The 18,010-nt window shown below is 69.1% G+C and carries 17 protein-coding genes and 4 pseudogenes; 13 read left to right on the plus strand and 8 right to left on the minus strand.

The genetic code is table 11. From position 1 onward, the window contains the following. Positions 1-225 precede the first annotated feature (225 nt). Positions 226-423 (minus strand): divalent metal cation transporter, encoded by a 198-nt coding sequence (locus ACQF4J_RS45600; protein ID WP_351579053.1) that lies wholly within the window; start codon positions 421-423, stop codon positions 226-228. Further along, positions 395-514, minus strand: a pseudogene (locus tag ACQF4J_RS45605) (DUF475 domain-containing protein); the annotation flags it as partial. The pseudogene ACQF4J_RS45605 and the gene ACQF4J_RS45600, both read right to left, overlap by 29 nt. Here ACQF4J_RS45605 and ACQF4J_RS45610 point away from each other — a divergent pair. After that, positions 514-645 (plus strand): annotated as a pseudogene (locus ACQF4J_RS45610) (DUF475 domain-containing protein); the annotation flags it as partial. The pseudogenes ACQF4J_RS45605 and ACQF4J_RS45610 overlap by 1 nt on opposite strands. A gap of 179 nt (positions 646-824) precedes the next feature. Here the strand turns inward: ACQF4J_RS45610 and ACQF4J_RS45615 are convergent. From ACQF4J_RS45615 to dhaM, 3 genes are read right to left on the minus strand one after another with little or no spacing between them, the layout of a single operon-like run. Continuing rightward, a complete protein-coding gene (locus tag ACQF4J_RS45615; RefSeq protein WP_351806330.1) occupies positions 825-1,310 on the minus strand; it encodes an ATP-binding protein in 486 nt (161 codons plus the stop codon). A gap of 42 nt (positions 1,311-1,352) precedes the next feature. Then, positions 1,353-1,652 carry an HPr family phosphocarrier protein gene (locus tag ACQF4J_RS45620; RefSeq protein WP_351578958.1) on the minus strand — a complete coding sequence of 100 codons (300 nt, stop codon included), beginning with the start codon at positions 1,650-1,652 and terminating at the stop codon, positions 1,353-1,355. Then, on the minus strand, positions 1,636-2,028 hold the full coding sequence (dhaM, locus tag ACQF4J_RS45625) for a dihydroxyacetone kinase phosphoryl donor subunit DhaM (protein ID WP_351578961.1): 393 nt from the start codon (positions 2,026-2,028) through the stop codon (positions 1,636-1,638). The genes ACQF4J_RS45620 and dhaM overlap by 17 nt, the downstream gene beginning before the upstream one ends. Positions 2,029-2,089: 61 nt before the next feature. Between dhaM and ACQF4J_RS45630 the strand changes: the two genes are divergently transcribed. The 9 genes and pseudogenes from ACQF4J_RS45630 to ACQF4J_RS45670 form a co-directional block, all read left to right on the plus strand. After that, positions 2,090-2,869 (plus strand): IclR family transcriptional regulator, encoded by a 780-nt coding sequence (locus ACQF4J_RS45630; RefSeq protein WP_351578964.1) that lies wholly within the window; start codon positions 2,090-2,092, stop codon positions 2,867-2,869. A gap of 330 nt (positions 2,870-3,199) precedes the next feature. Next, a complete protein-coding gene (locus ACQF4J_RS45635; RefSeq protein ID WP_351578967.1) occupies positions 3,200-3,964 on the plus strand; it encodes an MIP/aquaporin family protein in 765 nt (254 codons plus the stop codon). Further along, positions 3,961-4,959 (plus strand): dihydroxyacetone kinase subunit DhaK, encoded by a 999-nt coding sequence (gene dhaK / locus ACQF4J_RS45640; protein WP_351578970.1) that lies wholly within the window; start codon positions 3,961-3,963, stop codon positions 4,957-4,959. Before ACQF4J_RS45635 ends, dhaK (ACQF4J_RS45640) begins: the two co-directional genes overlap by 4 nt. Before the next feature lie 167 nt (positions 4,960-5,126). Then, complete coding sequence (dhaL, locus tag ACQF4J_RS45645; RefSeq protein ID WP_351578973.1) at positions 5,127-5,789, plus strand: dihydroxyacetone kinase subunit DhaL; 663 nt, start codon at positions 5,127-5,129, stop codon at positions 5,787-5,789. Further along, the gene (locus ACQF4J_RS45650) at positions 5,786-7,492 is read left to right on the plus strand and encodes a putative PEP-binding protein (protein ID WP_351806334.1); all 1,707 of its coding nucleotides are present in this window, start codon (positions 5,786-5,788) and stop codon (positions 7,490-7,492) included. Before dhaL (ACQF4J_RS45645) ends, ACQF4J_RS45650 begins: the two co-directional genes overlap by 4 nt. Next, on the plus strand, positions 7,489-8,481 hold the full coding sequence (dhaK, locus tag ACQF4J_RS45655) for a dihydroxyacetone kinase subunit DhaK (RefSeq protein WP_351806336.1): 993 nt from the start codon (positions 7,489-7,491) through the stop codon (positions 8,479-8,481). Before ACQF4J_RS45650 ends, dhaK (ACQF4J_RS45655) begins: the two co-directional genes overlap by 4 nt. A 57-nt stretch (positions 8,482-8,538) precedes the next feature. Next, the gene (gene dhaL / locus ACQF4J_RS45660) at positions 8,539-9,192 is read left to right on the plus strand and encodes a dihydroxyacetone kinase subunit DhaL (RefSeq protein ID WP_427168476.1); all 654 of its coding nucleotides are present in this window, start codon (positions 8,539-8,541) and stop codon (positions 9,190-9,192) included. Between the two features lie 457 nt (positions 9,193-9,649). Further along, positions 9,650-11,665 (plus strand): sensor histidine kinase, encoded by a 2,016-nt coding sequence (locus ACQF4J_RS45665; RefSeq protein ID WP_427168477.1) that lies wholly within the window; start codon positions 9,650-9,652, stop codon positions 11,663-11,665. 69 nt (positions 11,666-11,734) lie between these two features. Continuing rightward, positions 11,735-11,908 (plus strand): annotated as a pseudogene (locus ACQF4J_RS45670) (RNA-guided endonuclease TnpB family protein); the annotation flags it as partial. Positions 11,909-12,380: 472 nt separating this feature from the next. On the opposite strand, the pseudogene ACQF4J_RS45675 reads toward ACQF4J_RS45670, so the two are convergent. Then, positions 12,381-12,707: pseudogene (locus ACQF4J_RS45675) on the minus strand (hypothetical protein); the annotation flags it as partial. 92 nt (positions 12,708-12,799) lie between these two features. Between ACQF4J_RS45675 and ACQF4J_RS45680 the strand changes: the two are divergent. The 3 genes from ACQF4J_RS45680 (at position 12,800) to ACQF4J_RS45690 (ending at position 14,643) form a co-directional block, all read left to right on the plus strand. Further along, on the plus strand, positions 12,800-13,672 hold the full coding sequence (locus tag ACQF4J_RS45680; protein WP_351579056.1) for a hypothetical protein: 873 nt from the start codon (positions 12,800-12,802) through the stop codon (positions 13,670-13,672). Positions 13,673-14,047: 375 nt separating this feature from the next. After that, a complete protein-coding gene (locus tag ACQF4J_RS45685; protein ID WP_351578988.1) occupies positions 14,048-14,269 on the plus strand; it encodes a hypothetical protein in 222 nt (73 codons plus the stop codon). Then, positions 14,269-14,643, plus strand: coding sequence for a fic family toxin-antitoxin system, toxin component (locus ACQF4J_RS45690; RefSeq protein ID WP_351806343.1), 375 nt, complete (start codon positions 14,269-14,271; stop codon positions 14,641-14,643). The genes ACQF4J_RS45685 and ACQF4J_RS45690 overlap by 1 nt, the downstream gene beginning before the upstream one ends. 122 nt (positions 14,644-14,765) lie before the next feature. Here ACQF4J_RS45690 and ACQF4J_RS45695 read toward each other — a convergent pair whose 3' ends face one another. Further along, entirely contained in the window at positions 14,766-15,299 is a 534-nt protein-coding gene (locus ACQF4J_RS45695; RefSeq protein ID WP_427168478.1) for a hypothetical protein, read from the minus strand. A gap of 161 nt (positions 15,300-15,460) precedes the next feature. After that, positions 15,461-17,992 (minus strand): ABC transporter permease, encoded by a 2,532-nt coding sequence (locus ACQF4J_RS45700; protein WP_427168479.1) that lies wholly within the window; start codon positions 17,990-17,992, stop codon positions 15,461-15,463. Positions 17,993-18,010: the final 18 nt, after the last annotated feature.

Consider the following 18,010-nt stretch of genomic DNA (forward strand, 5'->3'; position numbering starts at 1 on the left):
GGCCACGTACTTCGGGACGTCCGGCTGGGCGAGCAGCACGGCGTACACGCGGTGGCCGACACCCAGGAGCCTGGTGCCCTGTGGTTGGGGTCGGAGCCGACACGGTCGGCGCCGCGCTGGGGTCAGCGCTTGACGCGGTTGCGGACGGCGAGGACGGCCAGGCCCAGCAGGATGGGCTCGGTCAGGCGGGAGGCCAGCACGGCTCCGGCAGCGCGGACACGCCGATCAGTCCGAGAGCGCGAACAGCAGCTCGGCGTTCTTGCCGGCAACCGGTTTGAGGGCCTCGGCGGCCTGGGCGGCAGAGTTCAACGGACCGGTGCCGCCTATGGCTGCGGCCGTGGCGATGATGATCGTCAGGCTGATGACACAGGCGAACACGGCGCCGAGGATCGCGTAGCACGGCCAGCGTGCCGATCGCGTAATGGGCGCCGTGCTCCAGGTAGACGCAGTCGTCGAGTGTGCCCTGGCGCACCAGGTGCACGGTCAGCGAACGGACGTACATCGCGCCGACGCCTCACGTATCTGGTCGTGGGGGGCCTGTTCGGCCAATTCGAGAACCGGCTGGAGAAGGACGAGCAGCAGGAACAGGAGGCGGCCCGCAGCGGCAAGAAGTCGGCGGTGCTACTGGCCGACCAGGCCGCGTTCCTCACGCGCCTTGCGGGACTCGATCCTGCTGCCGAGAACCTTCGTTCGGGAGCCCGGCGGCAGCTGACGCAGCCAAGGAAACGGAGCAGCGCGGCTGCCCTGGCTATCACCAGATGACAAGCCTGGGTGCGTTACAGGCCGGTGCGCCGCTGACCTGCGGCTGCTGTGCAAACGGGTGGTCAATGCTCTATGTGGAGATCGGCCCATCGTGTGGTCCTCTCGGGGTGGCAAGAAATTCCGTGTCGTGCGGAGAGGCCCGCGACGATGCCGGTCCCGCGACCGTTTTCCTTGTGTTCGACGGGGTGGGGGCCGTCGGGCCATGGACGTCGTTGGGGCACCGGCCCCGCGTCGGTAACTTCGATGCGGAGGGCGCGGCTGCCGGCCTCGGGCAGAGACAACCGCAGTACTGCTGGCGGCATTGCGTGGACGATCGCATTGGTGGTCAGCTCCGAGATCACCAGGAGGGCGTCGTCGACTGTCAGGGTGGGCACGCGCCACTGGGCGAGGACGGTGCGTGCCCGGCGGCGTACGGCGGAGACGGCCTCGGGAACATGCGGCATCGCGCAGACGTGCTCGACCCGCGAGGGCAGGGTGTCATGGGCGTCAGGAGTGCTCGTAGCTGGGACGCTCACCCTCGGCCACCTCCACTGGTCTTTGCTTCTCATGTCGGAAGAGCGGCTGGTTCCCTGCCGCTGGTGGCCATCGGGTTACTGGGCGCTGGCGAGGATCTGGGCCAACACCGTGAGGGCCTCTTCGGCGTCGTCGCCTTCAGCGCGAACGGTCACGGTGCTTCCGGCCGTGGCGCCCAGAGCCATGACGGCGAGGACACCGGTCGGATTGACCGTCCGGTCGGCGTGCTCCAGTTGTATGGCGCTGGTGAATCCTGCGGCCGCCCGGGCGAGTTGGCCGGCGGGTCGGGCGTGGAGGTTGGCAGGCAGGACTACGGCCATCTCATGGCTGGACGCGGTCGTGGTGCTCGTGGTGGTGGGGTCAGAGCTTGTGGACATGGCGGGCCTCCTTGGCGGCCTCGGTGACGGTCTTCAGGTCGGCACCCGATGCGGCGGTGACGACGGCTGCGACGGCTCCTTCGACGAAGGGCGCGTCGACGATCAGCACGTCGGGGCGGGGGTGGTCTTCCAGGACGGTGCGGGCGGTCAGCACAGAGCTGCCGAGGTCGGGCAGAACAACGACGCCGGCTCCGCGGTCGACGCTGCGGATGGCGGCGAAGACCAGGTCGTAGCTGGTGCCGATCCGGCCGTCGTCGGTGCCTCCGGCGGTGGCGAGGGGGACCGTGTCGGAGCCGATCTGCTCCACCAGCAGGCGAAGGCCCGCGGCGAGCTCGGCGCTGTGGGACACGAGTACGATGCCGACAGATGCGCTCATGAACAGTTACGTTAATTCTCGGAACGCTGTTCAGCAATAGTGAACGAGGGAGAATTTTTCGATGGTGCAGGCGGTACACCGGGCGGTGCAGATCCTGAGGGAGCTCGCGTCCACCGGGCCGCGGCTGGGCGTGACCGAGCTGGCGGACCGCCTGGGCGTGGCCAAGCCGACCGTGCATGCGCTGCTGCGCACGCTGGAGGTCGAGGGGCTGGTAGTGCAGGACCGGGACAGCTCGAAGTACCAGCTCGGCCCGGACCTGGTGCAGCTGGGCAACGCCTACCTGGACACCCAGGAGCTGCGGACCCGCTCGCTGACCTGGGCGGACCAACTTGCGAACCGGGCGAACGAGGCGGTCTGGGTGGCCGTGCTCAACGGGGACCACGTCCTGGTGGTGCACCATGCCTTCCGGCCGGAGGGTGCGGTGCAGATCCTCGAGGTGGGCGCCAGCATCCCGTGGAGCACCTGTGCCCTGGGCAAGGCCATCGTGGCCTTCCTTCCGGCCGGCGAACGTGACCGCCTGCTCACAGGCGAGCCGGCAGTGCTCACCGGCGCCAGCATCACCGACCCGGAGGAGCTGGCGAGTCAGTTGAAGGAGGTCCTCAGGACCGGGTATGCGATCGAGGACCAGGAGTCGGCCATCGGGGACGCAGGTATCGCCTCCCCCGTCTTCGACCGCTCAGGCGAGGTGGTCGGCGCTCTCGGTATCGTCGGCCCCGTCGAGCGACTGCTGGCCGAACCCGCACGTCAGGAGCTTGCCGTTGCCGTCCGGGAGACCGCCCGCAACCTCTCCCGCGACCTGGGCGCCCCCCGCGGGGCGGCCGCACGCACCACGATGACCTGACCTGCCCCGTAAAGCCGGTGGCGGTCGTCCGGTTTCCCGCCCGCCCCCCGATCCAGGCCCCTCGGCACGCTGCCGGGGGGCTTTCTTCGTGCCGATGGAACGCGATGGCTGCCGAAGCTCTTGACAGGCCGGAAACGCGGGCTTAATTTCCGGAACAACGTTCATCCATAGTGAACGAAGCAGCCGGATGCTCAATGCTGCCCGGCTTCCCCCGAGCGGCCGCCAGGTTGACCCGACCCTGATGAACCTGGCGGCCACCTCCCTTCACAGCCCGCTCCCCGCGGAGGAGGTGAGACGCCCAAGCCGCCGCTTCGGCGCTGGGCGCCTTTCATGGAAGAAAACACTTACCCACAGAAGCTTCTGGCCGAGATGCTGGGCACCGCGATGCTGGTGTTCATCGGCGTCGGTTCAGTCCCCGCAACGCTCATCGTCAACGGCAAGGCCCCGTTCACCTTCGCCGACCTGGGCATGATCTCGCTGGCGTTCGCCACCGTGGTCATCGCGATGGTCTACGCGATCGGCCACATATCCGGCTGCCAGATCAACCCGGCCATCACCCTGGCACTGGCCGCGACAAGGAAGATGCCCTGGCGGGACGTACCCGGCTACGTCGCGGCCCAGGTGGCCGGCGCGGTGCTGGGCGCGCTGGCCATCGTCGGGGTGCTGGGGAAGAAGGCGGTCGACGTCGGCCTCGGCATCGCCTCCTACGGCCCCCAGGTCAGTGTTGGCCAGGCCTTCTTCGCCGAAGCCGTAGGTACCTTCATGCTCGCCTTCATCGTTTTCGGGGTCATCGACCGCCGCGCGGCGGGTGGCTTCGCCGGTCTGGCCATCGGCCTCGGCGTGTTCGCGATCATCATCCCGGTGGCACCGGCCACCTCGGCGTCCATCAACCCTGCCAGGACGCTCGGTCCGATGATCACCGGCCAGATTTTCGACGGCACGGTCCACTGGAACCAGCTGCCGGTCTACCTGGCCGCCGAAGTGCTCGGCGCGGTTGCCGCCGGTTTCCTGTACGTCGCCCTGAACGCCCGCCGTGGCACCGCCACCGAAGCGACGGCCGAGCCGGTCGCTGCTGCTGAAGGAGTCCTGTCATGAAGAAGCTCATCAACGCCCCTGAGGCGGTGCTGGCCGAGGCGCTGTCCGGGATCGCCGCCGCCCACCCCGGCCTGAAGGTCGACGCGGAGAACAAGGTGATCGCCCGCGCCTTGGGTACCAAGCCGGGCAAGGTCGCCCTCGTTTCCGGCGGTGGTTCCGGGCACGAGCCCCTGCACGGCGGCTTCGTGGGCCGGGGCATGCTCGATGCCGCCTGCCCCGGCGAGGTCTTCACCTCGCCCGTGCCCGGCCAGATGCTGGCCGCGGCCCAGGCCGTCGACGGCGGCGCGGGCGTGCTGTTCGTCGTGAAGAACTACACCGGCGACGTCCTCAACTTCCAGATGGCCGCCGAACTGGCCACCGAGGAAGGCATCACGGTGGAGACCGTCCTGGTCGACGACGACGTCGCCGTCCAGGACTCCACCTGGACCGCCGGGCGCCGGGGCACCGGAGCCACCGTCTTCGTCGAGAAGATCGCCGGCGCGCTCGCCGAACAGGGCGCCGACCTCACCGCCGTGGCCGAGATGGCCAAGCGGGTCAACGCCGCCTCCCGGTCGTTCGCCGTGGCGCTGACCGCCTGCACCACCCCGGCCTCCGGCAGGCCCGGTTTCGACCTGCCCGAGGACGAGATGGAGGTCGGTGTCGGCATCCACGGTGAGCCCGGACGGAGCCGTGAGAAGCTCAGCCCGGCGAAGGAGATCGTGGCGACCGCGCTGGGTGCGATCCTCGCCGACCAGCCCCTCGACGCCGGTGACGAGACCATCGTCATGGTCAACGGTCTGGGCGGCACCCCGCTCATCGAGTTGTACGTGGTCTTCAACGAGGTTGCCGCCGTACTCGCGGACAAGGGCGTGGTCGTCGCCCGCAATCTCGTCGGCAACTACGTGACAAGCCTGGACATGGCGGGTGTTTCCCTTACCGTGTGCAAGGCCGATGCCGACATGCTGTCCCTGTGGGACGCGCCTGTGAACACCCCGGCGCTGCGCTGGGGCGTCTGAACCGAGCCGGGGGTGGGGCCACGCGCGACGCGCGGGCCGGTGCCGGTGCCTTCCCGCTGCCAGCCGACCCGAATCACACCCCTCGCGTCTTCCCCCCCCCGCCCCCGGCTCAGCGAACCGCCGACCAGCCCCGTATCGACCATGAGACGACCAGCCCCCTACCGACCATGAACGGAGACTCCGTGGACACCGACCTCGCCCGCACGTGGGTGCAGGCCATCGCAGCAGCCGTGGACAAGCACAAGGACCACCTCACCCAGCTCGACTCGGCCATCGGCGACGCCGACCACGGCACCAACATGCAGCGCGGCTTCTCCGCCGCCGTCACGGCCTTGGCCGACTACGAGCCGGACACCGTCGGGGCCGTATTGGCCAAGGCGGGTACCACCCTCATCTCCACCGTCGGTGGCGCCTCCGGGCCGCTCTACGGCGGTGCCTTCCGTGCCATCGGCAAGGCCCTGGACATCCCTGCCGCCGACCCACAGCAGTTGGCCGCCGCACTGGCTGCCGGCCTTGCGAGCATCCAGAAGCTCGGTGCGGCTGCACCCGGCGACAAGACCATGATCGATGCCTACGCCCCCGCACTGACCGCCTTCCAGCAACAGGCCGACGGAGGAGCCGACTTGGCCGCCGCGGCCGTGGCCGCCGCCGACGCCGCCGAGGAGGGCATGCGCGCCACCACGCCGATGCAGGCGCGCAAGGGCCGGGCCTCCTATCTCGGTGCCCGCAGCATCGGCCACCAGGATCCGGGCGCCACCTCCACCGCCCTGGTCTTCCGTGCCCTCGCCGAGACGCTGGGGTCCCGCGCCGAGTCGCTGGGGGCCCGGTGACCGGCCGCCGCACCTACGCCGGGCATGTCGCCGCGCCCGGCACAGCCCTGGGCTTCGTCCACCGCACCGATCGGCCGCTCACCAAAACGGCGCTGCCCCAGCGCGCCGGCGGCGACCCCACGGAGCAGATCACGGACGCCTTCGACGCCGTGGCCGCCCGACTGCTCGACCTGTCCGCCTCGCTGCGCGAACAGGGCAAGGACGAACAGGCCGACATCATGGAGGTCAACAGCTACATCGCGCAGGACCAGGACCTTCGCGACCAGGCCGTCAAACGAGCGGACGACAGCCAGCCCGTATCCGTTGCCGTCCGCCAGGCCATCGACGCCTACGCCGGAACCATCGCCGCCCTGGACGATCCCACCCTTGCCGAACGCGCCGCGGACGTCCGGCAGGTCGGCCGCCGCGTCCTGGCTCACCTCCACGGCGAGAGCGGCCCCACCCCTGACCAGCCCCTCGTCCTGGTCGCCCACGAGATCGGCGCCGCCGACCTGCTGGAACCCGGCCAGACGGTGACAGCAGCCATCTCCGTGACCGGCGGCCCGAACTCCCACGCCGCGATCATCGCCCGCTCGCTCGGCATCCCGTTCCTCCTCGGCGTCGACCCCGAGCTGCTGGAGCTGTTGGACGGGCAGGAGGTCCTGCTCGACGCCGATCGAGCCGGCGCGGTCGTTCACCCCGACGACGAGGAACGCACCAGGGCTCTGCGAGCCATGGAGGCCGCCCGAGCGCGCAGGCTCGCCCTCGCCGAAGAGCGTCACCTGCCCGCCGAGACACTCGACCAGCACCGCATCGTTCTGCGGGCCAACGTGGCCACCCCGGCCGAGGCTCGCGCGGCCGTGACCACAGGCGCCGAAGGTGTCGGCCTGCTCCGCACCGAGCTGCCCTTCCTCAACCATCCCGCCTGGCCCACCCGCGATCAGCACGCAGCCACCCTCGTCCCCCTCCTGCGCGCTCTCGCCGGGCAGGTCGTCACGGCTCGCACGCTGGACTTCGCCGACGACAAACTGCCGCCGTTCCTCGCCCGCCTCCAGGGAACGCGGCTCGGCCGCGGCCTCCCCCTCATGCTCGCCCAACCCGACGCCTTCGCCGACCAGTTCCGCAGCCTGCTCAGCGCCGGAGCCGACACCGACCTGCGCATCATGATCCCCATGGTCGCGAGCGTCGACGAACTACGCGACTGCCGACGCCTCCTTGAGGCAGCAGCCGCCGAAGCCGGCGTACCGGTGCCACCTCTGGGCATCATGGTGGAACTCCCGGAAGCGGTCGCCGGGGTCGACGACCTCGCCCGCGAAGCTGCCTTCCTCTCCATCGGCAGCAACGATCTCACCTGCCAGATCCTGGGCCTGGACCGGCGCGACCCCACCGCCACCCCCGCCATGGCGGCACACCCCGCCGTCCTCGACGCCATCGCCCGCGTCGTCACCGCCGCGCACCGCCACGATCGCCCTGTCTCCGTCTGCGGCGACGCCGCCGCGCACCCCCTCGTGACACCCCTGCTCATCGGCATCGGCTGCGACAGCCTCTCGGTCGCCCCCGCAGCCCTCGACGAGGTCCGGGCCCGCATCCGCCGCCTCCGTCACGACACCTGTGCCTCCCTGGCCGCCCTCGCCCTCACCCGAAAAACCCCCGAAGAGGTCTGGCGAATCGTCGAGCAATGCGGCCGGCCGTCGCTGCTCGAAGAAGAAGGGGCCCGAACGTGAAGAAGCTCATCAACTCGCCCGATGAGGTGCTTGCCGATGCTCTCGTCGGTGTGGCAGCCGCGCACCCCTCGCTGGCGGTCAACATGGCCGACCGCTACATCGCGCGCGCAGGCGGGCCGACTCCTGGGAAGGTCGGCCTGCTGTCAGGTGGCGGAGCCGGGCACGAGCCGCTGCACGGGGGGTTCGTCGGGTACGGGATGCTCGACGTGGCCTGTCCCGGTGAGGTGTTCACCTCTCCCGTGCCGGACCAGATCCTCGCCGCCACGCGGGCCGTGGACGGCGGGGCCGGCGTCCTGCACATCGTGAAGAACTACACCGGAGACGTGCTGAACTTCCAGATGGCCGCCGACCTGGCCGCCGACGACGGCGTACGGGTGGAAGGCGTCGTGGTCAATGACGACGTCGCCGTGGAGAACAGCACGTGGACGGCGGGCCGACGGGGCACCGGGGCGACCGTGTTCGTGGAGAAGATCGTCGGTGCGGCCGCCGAGCTCGGCGCCGACCTCGGCACGAGCGCGGCCCTGGGCAGGGAGGTCAACGACCGCTCTCGGTCCTTCGGGGTGGCGCTCACGTCGTGCACGGTACCCGCGTCCGGCAAACCCGGTTTCGAGCTGGGCGAGGACGAGGTCGAGCTGGGCGTCGGCATCCACGGCGAGCCCGGTCGCGCCCGCGGCAGGCTGACCTCCGCCAGGGAGATCGCCGGTGTCGCCCTGGACGCCGTCCACGCCGATATGCCGCTCTCGGGCGACGTGCTCGTGATGGTCAACGGCCTGGGCGGCACCCCGCTCATCGAGCTGTACGTGGTGTACGCGGCGGTTGCCGAGTGGCTTGCCGGCCACGGCGTGAGGATCACCCGCAACCTGGTCGGCAATTACGTCACCAGCCTGGAAATGGCCGGCTGCACGATCACGGTGTGCCGGCTCACGCCACAGCTCACCCATCTGTGGGATGCCCCGGTCGTGACCCCCGCGCTGCGCTGGGGACACTGAGCGGCCAGGGCCATCGACGCCAGACCGTACGAGATCGTGCGAGGGAGAGGGACGACGATGGACGCGAGCATGTTCCGGGCCTGGATCCATGAGGCCGCCCGATCGGTGACTGAGAACGCCGATCATCTGACCCGCCTCGACTCCGCTGTCGGCGATGCCGATCACGGCATCAACATGCGCCGTGGCCTGCAGGCGGCGGTGGCGATGCTGGACGAAACCGACCCGTCCACCCCCGGCGCGGTGCTCGTCACCGTCGGCCGGGCACTGATCAGCAAGACCGGCGGCGCCTCAGGACCGCTGTACGGCACCGGGTTCCGGCAAGCCGCGCGGACCCTGGGCCAAGAACCAGACGTCTCGGCGGCACAACTCGGGACGGCCTTGGCCGCCGCCCTCACCGGCATCCAGCGGATCGGCGCGGCGCTGGAGGGAGACAAGACAATGATCGACGCCATCAGCCCCGCCGTGACCGCCTACCAGGCCGTCATCGACACTGGCGGCGACCTGGCGGGCGCAACCCGCGCGGCGTACGACGCCGCTGTGCGGGGCCTGAAGCAGACCGCCGATATGCAGGCCCGGAAAGGCCGCGCGAGCTATCTCGGCGCCCGCACCATCGGCCACGAGGACCCCGGCGCGGCGTCGACGGTACTCATTCTGTCCGCCCTTGCGACCGTCAGCTCGGCGGGCGAGCGGCGTACGGAGGATCATCAGTAAGCCCCTGCACATGGTTGGCCCCAGCGGCAAGGCGGCCTCGCCGCCAGCGCAGACACGGGCAACCACGCCGTCCATGCCAGGCCCCACCCCGCCGGGCACAGACGACGGACGGCCGAGCCCCGGTACTGAGCGGATCGCCACAGCGACCGCCGCCGAGTAAGTGGTCGAGGTCTCGAACAACTTCCGAGGCCGACGCGTAGTTCGCGTCCGCAGGCACCTGCCAGTAGACGTACGAGGCCATGGCCTCATTCATCGACGTCACGTTCATCACGACACGACACGACACGACAAGCGCACTCGCGCGATGAGCGGAGCGTCCGCGACGTGTGGACGCTCCGCTGAATCACGCATGTCCAAGGGCGGGGAGTAAGTGGAAGGGCAAGTGCAAAGACAACGGGCCGGCAACCAGAGGCGGTTCGCCCCGGGCAACTGGAGCGTACGCACCCAACTGCTGGCCGTGGTGATCATCCCGATCGTCACCGCGCTTGTACTGGGCGGTCTGCGGGTTGCAACCGCCGTGCAGAACGCACAGGACATCGACAACGCCAGTCAGCTCGTCCGCGTCGTCGACAAGGGAACAACACTGTTGCAGGAGATCGAGGACGAACGCGATCTCATCGCCCTCTACGTTGCCGCAGGGCGTACGGGTGGCACCAGCCGACTCGACGCGCAGCGCGCCAAGGTGGACGCGGCGCTGGCCCGGGTCCGTGCCGAGGACGCTCATGTCCGCCGCAAGACGAACTCCGCCCTGGCCGCCCAGCTGGCGCTGCTCGACGCCTTCGACCGAAAGGTGACGTCACTGCGCTACACGGTGGCCCGGTCGACGATGCGCTGGCCGACCGTGGTCAACGCTTACACGGCATTGATCACCGAACTCGCCGACGCACTTGACCTTCTCACGCCCGACATCGGCGGCCAGGCCCTTGTCATGACGGCCGGCACACTCAAGACTTTCGCCCAGGCCACCGAGAAAGCGTCTCAGCAACGCGTACTGCTCGGCGGCGTACTGGCCCAGGGACACTTCGGTGCGAACGACGCCCAGAGCGTGACCCTAGCCAGTCGGCAGCAACAGGCATCGATCGACCAGTTCCTGTCCAGCGCGCCGGCCGCCCAACGTCAGTTCTACGAGCGCACCGTCACCGGAAGGGACATCAACAAGGCCGACACGCTCCAGAAGCAGGCACTCGCCCTGCAGGGCACCGGCCGCCTCCGCCTCGATGCCGGCACGTGGTTCGACAGCATGACGAGCAAGCTCGACCTGATGCGACTGGTCGAGAAGCGGCTCGTCGGATCAGTTGAAGAGGAAAGCCTGCGTGAGCAGCACGAGGCCGAACGCTCAGTGTTCATCGCCGCGCTCGTCGAGCTGATGCTCCTCCTGTCCACGTTCGGCGTGACGTACGTCCTCGTGCAGTCGATTGTCCGCCCGCTGCACACCCTGCGCGCCTCCACTCTCACTATCGCGCAACGCCGCCTGCCCGAGGTGGTCCGGTTGCTGCGGGGCTCCAGCAACGCGAAAGTGAAGGCCATCGAGGTCGAGCCCACGGCCATCGACTCGACCGACGAGATCGGCGGCGTCGCCCGCGCGTTCGACGACGTCTATCGCGACTCCGTACGGCTGGCGTTCGAACAAGCACAACTGCGAGGCCGCATCAACTCGATGTTCGTCAACCTCTCGCAGCGCAGCCAGGGCCTCGTGGAACGGCAGCTGGAGCTGATCGACCGTCTGGAGAAGGGCGAGCAGGATCCTGACCTGCTCGCCAGCCTCTTCAAGCTCGACCACCTGGCCACTCGCATGCGCCGCAACGGGGAGAACCTACTCGTCCTCGCGGGCGAGAAGGCGGGCCGCCGCTGGAGCGCCCCGGTCCGCCTCGTGGATGTCCTCCGTGCCGCCATCAGTGAGATCGAGCAGTACCAGCGCGTGCAGCTGCGCGGACTGGTCACCGCGGACGTCGACGGCCGGGCAGTGAACGACATCGTTCACCTCATCGCGGAGCTACTGGAGAACGCGACCGCGTTCTCCTCGCCCGACACGCAGGTGCTCGTCACGTGCCAGCTGCTGTCCGGCGGCGGCGCGAAGGTCGAAGTCCAGGACAACGGCATTGGCATGTCCATCCAGGACATTGAGGAGGCCAACGCGAAGCTCCTCAACCCCCCAGTGGTCGACGTGGCGGTGGCGCGGCGCATGGGCATGTTCGTCGTCGGTCGGCTCTCTGACCGACACGGCATCCACGTCCAGCTCCGCGGGTCGTCTCCCCACGGCGTCACAGCAGCAGTCATGCTGCCCCAGCAACTGGTCCGGGACCACGAAGATCACATGGATCCGCCCGGGCTGTCAGCCAGGTACAACCCGGAAGGACGCCTCACCGGCTGGCGCAACTACGACACGACCGAGCAACTCGACGAGAGCGCGTCGGCCAGGCGAGCGCACCGGACACGCCGTCACGGCGCCAGCTCGAGCGGCACTGTGTCCTGAACGCGCCGTCTCCATCCAGGCCAGCGATCATCGGATGTGACGGCGTTCCCTGCCAGCGCCAGAGCGACTTCCCAGGCCCTTTTCGTGTGCAAGAACACCGGCTGCGGCTGGTCCGGCAACGCCGACCACAACGCCGCCTGCAACATCCTCCACCTGTACCGGATGGGCCACACGCTCATCCCGGCTGCCGGGAGGGCAGTCGTCAGGCGTCCCCGAGGCGTCAAGCCCGCCACCGCAAGGTAGGCAGGAATCTCCTGGCTTCAGCCGTGAGAGCACTTCAAGTGTGGCACGACGAACAAGCCGGGCAGCTCCGGTGCTCAACTGGCTCGGTGCCCCCGGACGAACTGCCATTTGGCGGGACCTACGTGCCTTCCGGCGATCTCCGTGCTGTCGTTGAGAGCTTCCTGAGTGACCGGGAGCCGGGCGTAGTTGCCTGGTCGGACCTTGAGGACGATCACGATCAATCAGAGCAGGCCGTGCCCGAGCCGGAGGCCGCACCCTTTCCTGTGTGGGTTCGCAGCGTCGGACCAATCTCAGCCTGACCAGTCCCGCGCGCCGACGCGGCCCAGGCGGCGGTAGCAGATTAGGGCCGTCTCCGCGGACATCGCGTGGTCGGGCTAACCGGGGCTCGTCCTGTCCGAGGCCGTGGGAGACGGGCACGGACGACGCCTTCGCGGCGGGCGCGCTGAGTGGCGCCGGTGTCGGCGTCTGTCGGCTAGTTGGTGTCGACGTAGTCGCCGGCGGCGTTGGCGGACGCTGTCGTGGTGGTGCCCGCGTAGGCGTAGCGCCAGTAGCCGTCGGCAGTCGCGGTAGCGGTGGTCCTCAGGGTGCCGGTGCTGCTGGTCGTGACGGTCTTGACCGTGGTGTAGGTGCTGGTCCCGGCCTTGCGTACCTGCAGCTTCACCGACTGGGGGGAGTAGCCGTGATACTGGTTGTCGTCCCAGTTGGCGCGGCTGAGCTTGCCCGTCACGGTCAGGGCCGCTCCCTTGCTCACGGGTTCGGGCGAGGCGTCGGTCGTGAGCTTGGCGGCGTACCGCTTGACGAAGAACTGGTCCTGGTTGTTCCGCGTGACGCCGTCGTGGGCTGTCGATGGTCCATGGTGTGTATCGGGAATCGTCGGCGGGAGAGGGACGGATGAAGCGGGTGCTGCGGAAGATGGAGATGTTGCTGCTGACAGCGACCCTGAAGGCCGATCGGCATCTCGGCCTGGGCGGGAGGTACCGGCCCCCGCTCCCCATCGCGGTGCGCGTCGCCAGCCGCCCGCTGCGCTCCGCCGCAGTCCTGGCAGTACCGATTGCGGCGCTGGCCGGCTCGACCTTCGGGGCATTCACCGACTGGACGCGTTTCCTGCAGGCCGTCTTGTTCGGCACTGGGCTGATGCTGTTCTTCGCACTGTGTCTGCGGTTGGAGCGCCTGACTCAATTGCACTACGAACGCGTCGGCTACGATCCCGCCGCCCGTCTGCTCGTGCACGAGCCTGGTCAGGACGGCCGGGAAAAGGTCCTCATACAGGTGTGCAAGGGCTGGGTCGTGCTGACAGTGCTCTTCTGGTGTGTGGAGAGAGCCAAAGGCGCTCCGGTCAGTTGGCTCTTCAGCGCGGTGTCCATGGGGTTGGTGTTCCTGTGCGTCTTTGCGATCGGCTACATGGTGGAGCGGAAAAGACAGCGGGCGCACTCGCCGACCACCGGGCAACTCCAAGAGCTCCGGCAGAGTCACGCTCAGTACAACGGGTCCATGAGACGTCGTGCCCGCGTCCCTTTCTGGATGGTGCTGCTCTGCCTCGCCGGCGCTGTCCTTGCGACCTCGTACGCGACCCGCGCCGTGCGGCCTCACTGTCCACTCGATATCAGCATCCCTATGGGCGACCCTCGCGGGACCGCGCTGGTGTCCCCCTCGGAGTGGAAGCGATATACCCCAGAGGAACGCGCCGAGGCGGCCTACGATTTCGCAATCGGTAGGGGCCGCTGCAAGGCCCCGGAACCTCGCTGGCGTCAGTGGCTCGACTGAGCCTGGCAGACGGCGCGAACGTACGCGGTCTACGCCAGGCCAGTGCCGCGCGAGCGAACACTATGGTCACACGCCACCACGATTTCCCAAGATTTGTGCCAGAGCGCAGCCGCTGGCGAGGCACGCCCTGTCATGCCTGTCATGGCGGGATCAGAGCAGGCACTGGACGTGCGGAGGTGGGCGCCTGGTACCGGACAGTCCTCATGGGCGGCGGCCCCCTAACCTGGGAGACCGACCGCGACCTCACCTCCACCTCCGCGGGCTTCAAGGCAGAGGTCAGGGCCGACTACGAGGAGGAGGACGCCGCACACGTAGGTGGCGACGGCTTCACGTATCCACTCCCACGCGGTGCCCAGCGCGGCTACCGTAAGGGGCATGGCGAAGGAGATCCGCATCAAGGTCGACGACGAGACGTATGAGGAACTGCAGCGTCGCGCCGCAGACGACCACGAGGACCCAGATCAGTACGCGAGCCGGCGGCTAACCGACGATCTTGCGCGCACCCGGTTCCTTGAGGGCGCGAGGGCCTTCGTCGAGGAGCACGGGCAGGCCTTCGCCGACCGTTTCGGGACCGACCCCGGCAGCCACGCCGCCTGATGCCGCCCGTTCTGCTCATCGACGAGCGATGGCTGCTTGATATCGCGCAGAACCTCGTGCCCGGCGACCCCGACGTCACCGACTACGGTGCTCTGGCTGCCGCCGTCGCCCGCCACCGACACGAGGTCATGGGCACCCTGGTCTACCCGGCCGCGCACCACCGGGCCGCCGCCCTCCTGCACGCCCTCGCACGGATTCCTGCCCTCGAGCACTCGAACGAGCTGTTCGCAGCCCAGGTCGCCTACGCCTACCTCCACGCCAGCGGCATCCAGGTCAAGGTCGGCAGCCAAGAGGCGATCGCGTTGGTCATCGACGCCGTCGAGGGACGCCGCGACGTGCGCCAGGTCGCCGATGCGCTGAAGAGCTGGGGCTGATCAGTCAAGACGGCCAAGCAAAGCGGCCCTCAGCCCCGTCTCAAGCACGCCGCAAACCAACGCCTACGCGAGTGGTCGAGAGGCCCAGCGCGACCGGCGCAGCCGGGCCGGCCGTCGGATCCTCACCAGGGGAGTCCGCTCTGCCTGACCTGTGCGTTGGTCGGTATCTTCGCCTTCCACTTGTCTTTGAGGTCGGCGCCCCTCATCACATCTCCGAGGTGGTAGAAGAGGCCCCCCTCGTCAATCATCGACCGGTCGGCGAAGACGCACATGCCGATGAATTGGTCCGGAGCGGGGTTCTTGAGTTCTGACGGCGCCCAACCGCCGTCGTCGCCGAACTGCACCGCGCCGCCCAGATCTGCGCAGTACTGGGTAGCGGGGTTCCCGCCGGTCCAGGGCCGCCTCTTCGGCTTGAAGGTGTACGCCAGTGCAGCCAGGGTCGGTTGGTCGGCGGCCAGGGTGTCGGCACCCACGGTGATGCTCGCGTCGCCCTTGGTGTTGGTGAACTCGCACATGAGGGTGTGGCCACCCCGCGGTGCCGGATTCGGGCTGTTGGTGTACGAGTGCGCGTACGAGTAGTCCACGGGTTTGCCGCCCTTCGCGGTGCACCAGGACTTCGGCGACGCCGGTGCCGCGGCATTGTTCGTGGCCGCCACAGGGCTGGAGGCTGCCATACCCACCGTCAGGAGCACCGCGAGAGAACTCAGACCTGTCGTCGCTTTCCAGAACACACTGACTCCACAGTTGTCGGAAGGAAACATCTCGGTTCGGCCGTCGTCGACGACGGCGACGATCAGATGACGGCCGAGGCGGGCCTTTAGTTCGCTTTGAGAGCCGCGAGGATGTTCAGCCGGGCCGCGCGGTGTGCGGGCCAGATCGCGGCGAGGATGCCCACGCACACGGCGCCTGCGAGGGCAACGGCGATCCGGCCCCAGGGCAGGGTCATCTCGTAGCCCTGGATGCTTTCGGCGGCGAGCCGACCCGCCGCCCAGCCAAGGAAGGCGCCCGCGCCGATGCCCAGAAGTGCTCCGAACAGGGAGATGAGGACGGATTCCAGACGGATCATTTGTCTGGTCTGGTGGGGCTCGAGTCCTACCGCTCGCAGCATGCCGATCTCACGGGTGCGTTCGAACACGGACATCGAGAGGGTGTTCACGACTCCCAGGACGGCGATCACGACCGCCATGGCCAGCAGTCCGTAGAGGACGTCGAGGAGCATCGCGATGGCCTCGCCTCCGGCCGCCGCGGCGAGATCGGCGGTGTTGCGCATGACGATCAGGGGGTTGTGGTCGAGTGCCTGCCGCAGGGCACGCCGTGCGCCGTCCCCGTCGCCGGAGGCGGTGCGCACCAGGACGGAGTCGTCCCTGGACTCCTTCAAGTGAGGCTGGAGTGCCGGGAGCGGGATCATCGTGGTGGGGAGGAACTCGTCGCTGCGGTAGATGCCGCCGATCAGCAGTGTGTTCCGCGTGCCGTCCGGGAACACCGCCGGTACCCGCTGTCCGGTGGACCACCGGTTCATCGCGGCCGTGTCGGTGTCGATCAGCAAGGTCCTGCCGCCGTTGTCCCCGAGGGCGGCGAAAGATCCGCTCGTAAAACGTGGGGTGAGGAGCCGGCCGATCGTCCGTGGGTCCACGCCGGTCACCGTCTGGTCCGTGGTACCGATCCGCATGTCGCCCGTGCGCAGCGGGCTGGAGGCGGTGACTGCCCGGGACGCGGACAGGGCGGCGTTGACAGAAGCGGCCAGATCGCCGCTCTTCGACCTGACCCAGAAGTCGGCCTTCACGATGTCCGTGGCCCTCTGGTGCAGGGTGTCCGTGGCGGACACCGCGACCACGGTCAGTCCGGTGACCAGGGACAGACCGATCATCAGGGCGGAGGCTGTGGCGGCCGTGCGGCGGGGGTTGCGCCGGGCGTTGCGAGGTGCCAGCGTGCCCGGGATGCCGAAGCGGCGAAGACAGGGTGTGGCCAGAGTGATGGCCGGCCCGGAGAGCGCCGGGGTGAGCACGATGAGGCCGACCAGCAGCAGCGCGGCCGGCAAGAGGACGGTCGTCCTGCCCTGATCACCGCCGGCGGACGTGTACAGGACGCCGAGTACGCCGACCAGCACCAGGGCCGCGCCGGCCGCGTTGCGCCTGCGCAGGCTACGGGCGGCCGGGGGAGCGTGGATTGCAGCCATGGCCGCCACGGGGGCCACGAGGGCCGCCCGGCGGGCCGGCAGGTAGGCGGCGAGCACAGTGACGGCGACACCCAGCAGGAGCGAGACCAGAACGGTGCGAGGGGCGACGATCAGCGGGCCGTCGGGGATGGTCGAACCGGTGGATGCGACCAGGTGCCGCAGGCCCACGGCCACGCCGATGCCGAGCAGGAAGCCTGCGCCCCCGGCGCACAGTCCCAGTAGGGAGGCCTCGGTGACGACGGAGCAGGTCACCTGGCGCCGGGTCGCTCCGACTGCCCGCGTCAGCGCCGTCTCCTGCGCGCGCTGGGCGACGAGCATGGTGAAGGTGTTGCCGATCACGAACGCGCCGACGAACACGGCGATGGCTGCGAAGGCGAGGAGCACCTGCCGGAGGCCCCGGGTTCCCTTGACGGCGTCGGCCCGCTGCTGCTCTCGCACCTGCGTGCCTGTGGTGATCTGAGATCCCTTGGGCAGCACTTGTCGTGCCAGGGCGGCGAGTTGGTTCTCAGAGGTGCCTGGCGCGGCCTCGAGGGTGACGGCATCGTACTGGCCGGGTGCGAGGAGCAGCTTTTGGGCGGTGGTGTCGTCGAAGAGGACGAGGGTGCCCCCGGTGTCGACGGCGCCGTCCCCGGAGCGGACCAAACCGACGAGTCTCTTGTGGAGCACCGGGCCGTCGACGGCCAGTCTGACGGTGTCGCCCAGCCGGTAGTGGCCCCGTTCGGCGGTCCGGACGTCCAGGAGCACTTCACCGGGCCCGGCGGGTGGGCGTCCGGCGGTCAACGGGTGGCGGACGTCTTTGCCGTCGTGCTGGGGGAAGTAGTTGCCCGCCTGCGTCGCATGTCCCTCGCCCAGTGGGGCGCCGTCTTTGGCGGCTACCGCCGCGAATCCGCTCACCGAGCCGGTGACGGCCCGCGCGGCGCGCAACTGTTGCAGACGTCGTACCTCGTCCTTCCCGAAGGGCCTCGGTTCGAAGGCGTTCTTGTCGAGGGGGCCCGTGGCCAGGACCGAGACGCCTTGCAGATCGCCGAGGAACTGCCGCTGATAGGCGTTGCCCACGGTGTCCGTGAAGACGAGGGTGCCGGCGACGAAGGCGACGCCGAGCAGGACGGCGAGCATGGTCATGAGCAGGCGGGCCTTGTGGGCAAGGACGTTGCGCAGGGCGGTACGGAACACGAACGGGCCTTTCGAGGG

Origin of the sequence: Streptomyces sp. C1-1, assembly GCF_050214755.1 — a bacterium.
Classification (GTDB): domain Bacteria; phylum Actinomycetota; class Actinomycetes; order Streptomycetales; family Streptomycetaceae; genus Streptomyces.

What these genes read in the sequence shown, in the direction of transcription:
- ACQF4J_RS45615 (WP_351806330.1), bottom strand. Translation starts at nt 1,310, where the DNA reads ATGAGAAGCAAAGACCAGTGGAGGTGGCCGAGGGTGAGCGTCCCAGCT.
- ACQF4J_RS45620 (WP_351578958.1), bottom strand. Translation starts at nt 1,652, where the DNA reads ATGTCCACAAGCTCTGACCCCACCACCACGAGCACCACGACCGCGTCC.
- dhaM (WP_351578961.1), bottom strand. Translation starts at nt 2,028, where the DNA reads ATGAGCGCATCTGTCGGCATCGTACTCGTGTCCCACAGCGCCGAGCTC.
- ACQF4J_RS45630 (WP_351578964.1), top strand. Translation starts at nt 2,090, where the DNA reads ATGGTGCAGGCGGTACACCGGGCGGTGCAGATCCTGAGGGAGCTCGCG.
- ACQF4J_RS45635 (WP_351578967.1), top strand. Translation starts at nt 3,200, where the DNA reads ATGGAAGAAAACACTTACCCACAGAAGCTTCTGGCCGAGATGCTGGGC.
- dhaK (WP_351578970.1), top strand. Translation starts at nt 3,961, where the DNA reads ATGAAGAAGCTCATCAACGCCCCTGAGGCGGTGCTGGCCGAGGCGCTG.
- dhaL (WP_351578973.1), top strand. Translation starts at nt 5,127, where the DNA reads ATGAACGGAGACTCCGTGGACACCGACCTCGCCCGCACGTGGGTGCAG.
- dhaL (WP_427168476.1), top strand. Translation starts at nt 8,539, where the DNA reads ATGGACGCGAGCATGTTCCGGGCCTGGATCCATGAGGCCGCCCGATCG.
- ACQF4J_RS45680 (WP_351579056.1), top strand. Translation starts at nt 12,800, where the DNA reads ATGAAGCGGGTGCTGCGGAAGATGGAGATGTTGCTGCTGACAGCGACC.
- ACQF4J_RS45685 (WP_351578988.1), top strand. Translation starts at nt 14,048, where the DNA reads ATGGCGAAGGAGATCCGCATCAAGGTCGACGACGAGACGTATGAGGAA.
- ACQF4J_RS45690 (WP_351806343.1), top strand. Translation starts at nt 14,269, where the DNA reads ATGCCGCCCGTTCTGCTCATCGACGAGCGATGGCTGCTTGATATCGCG.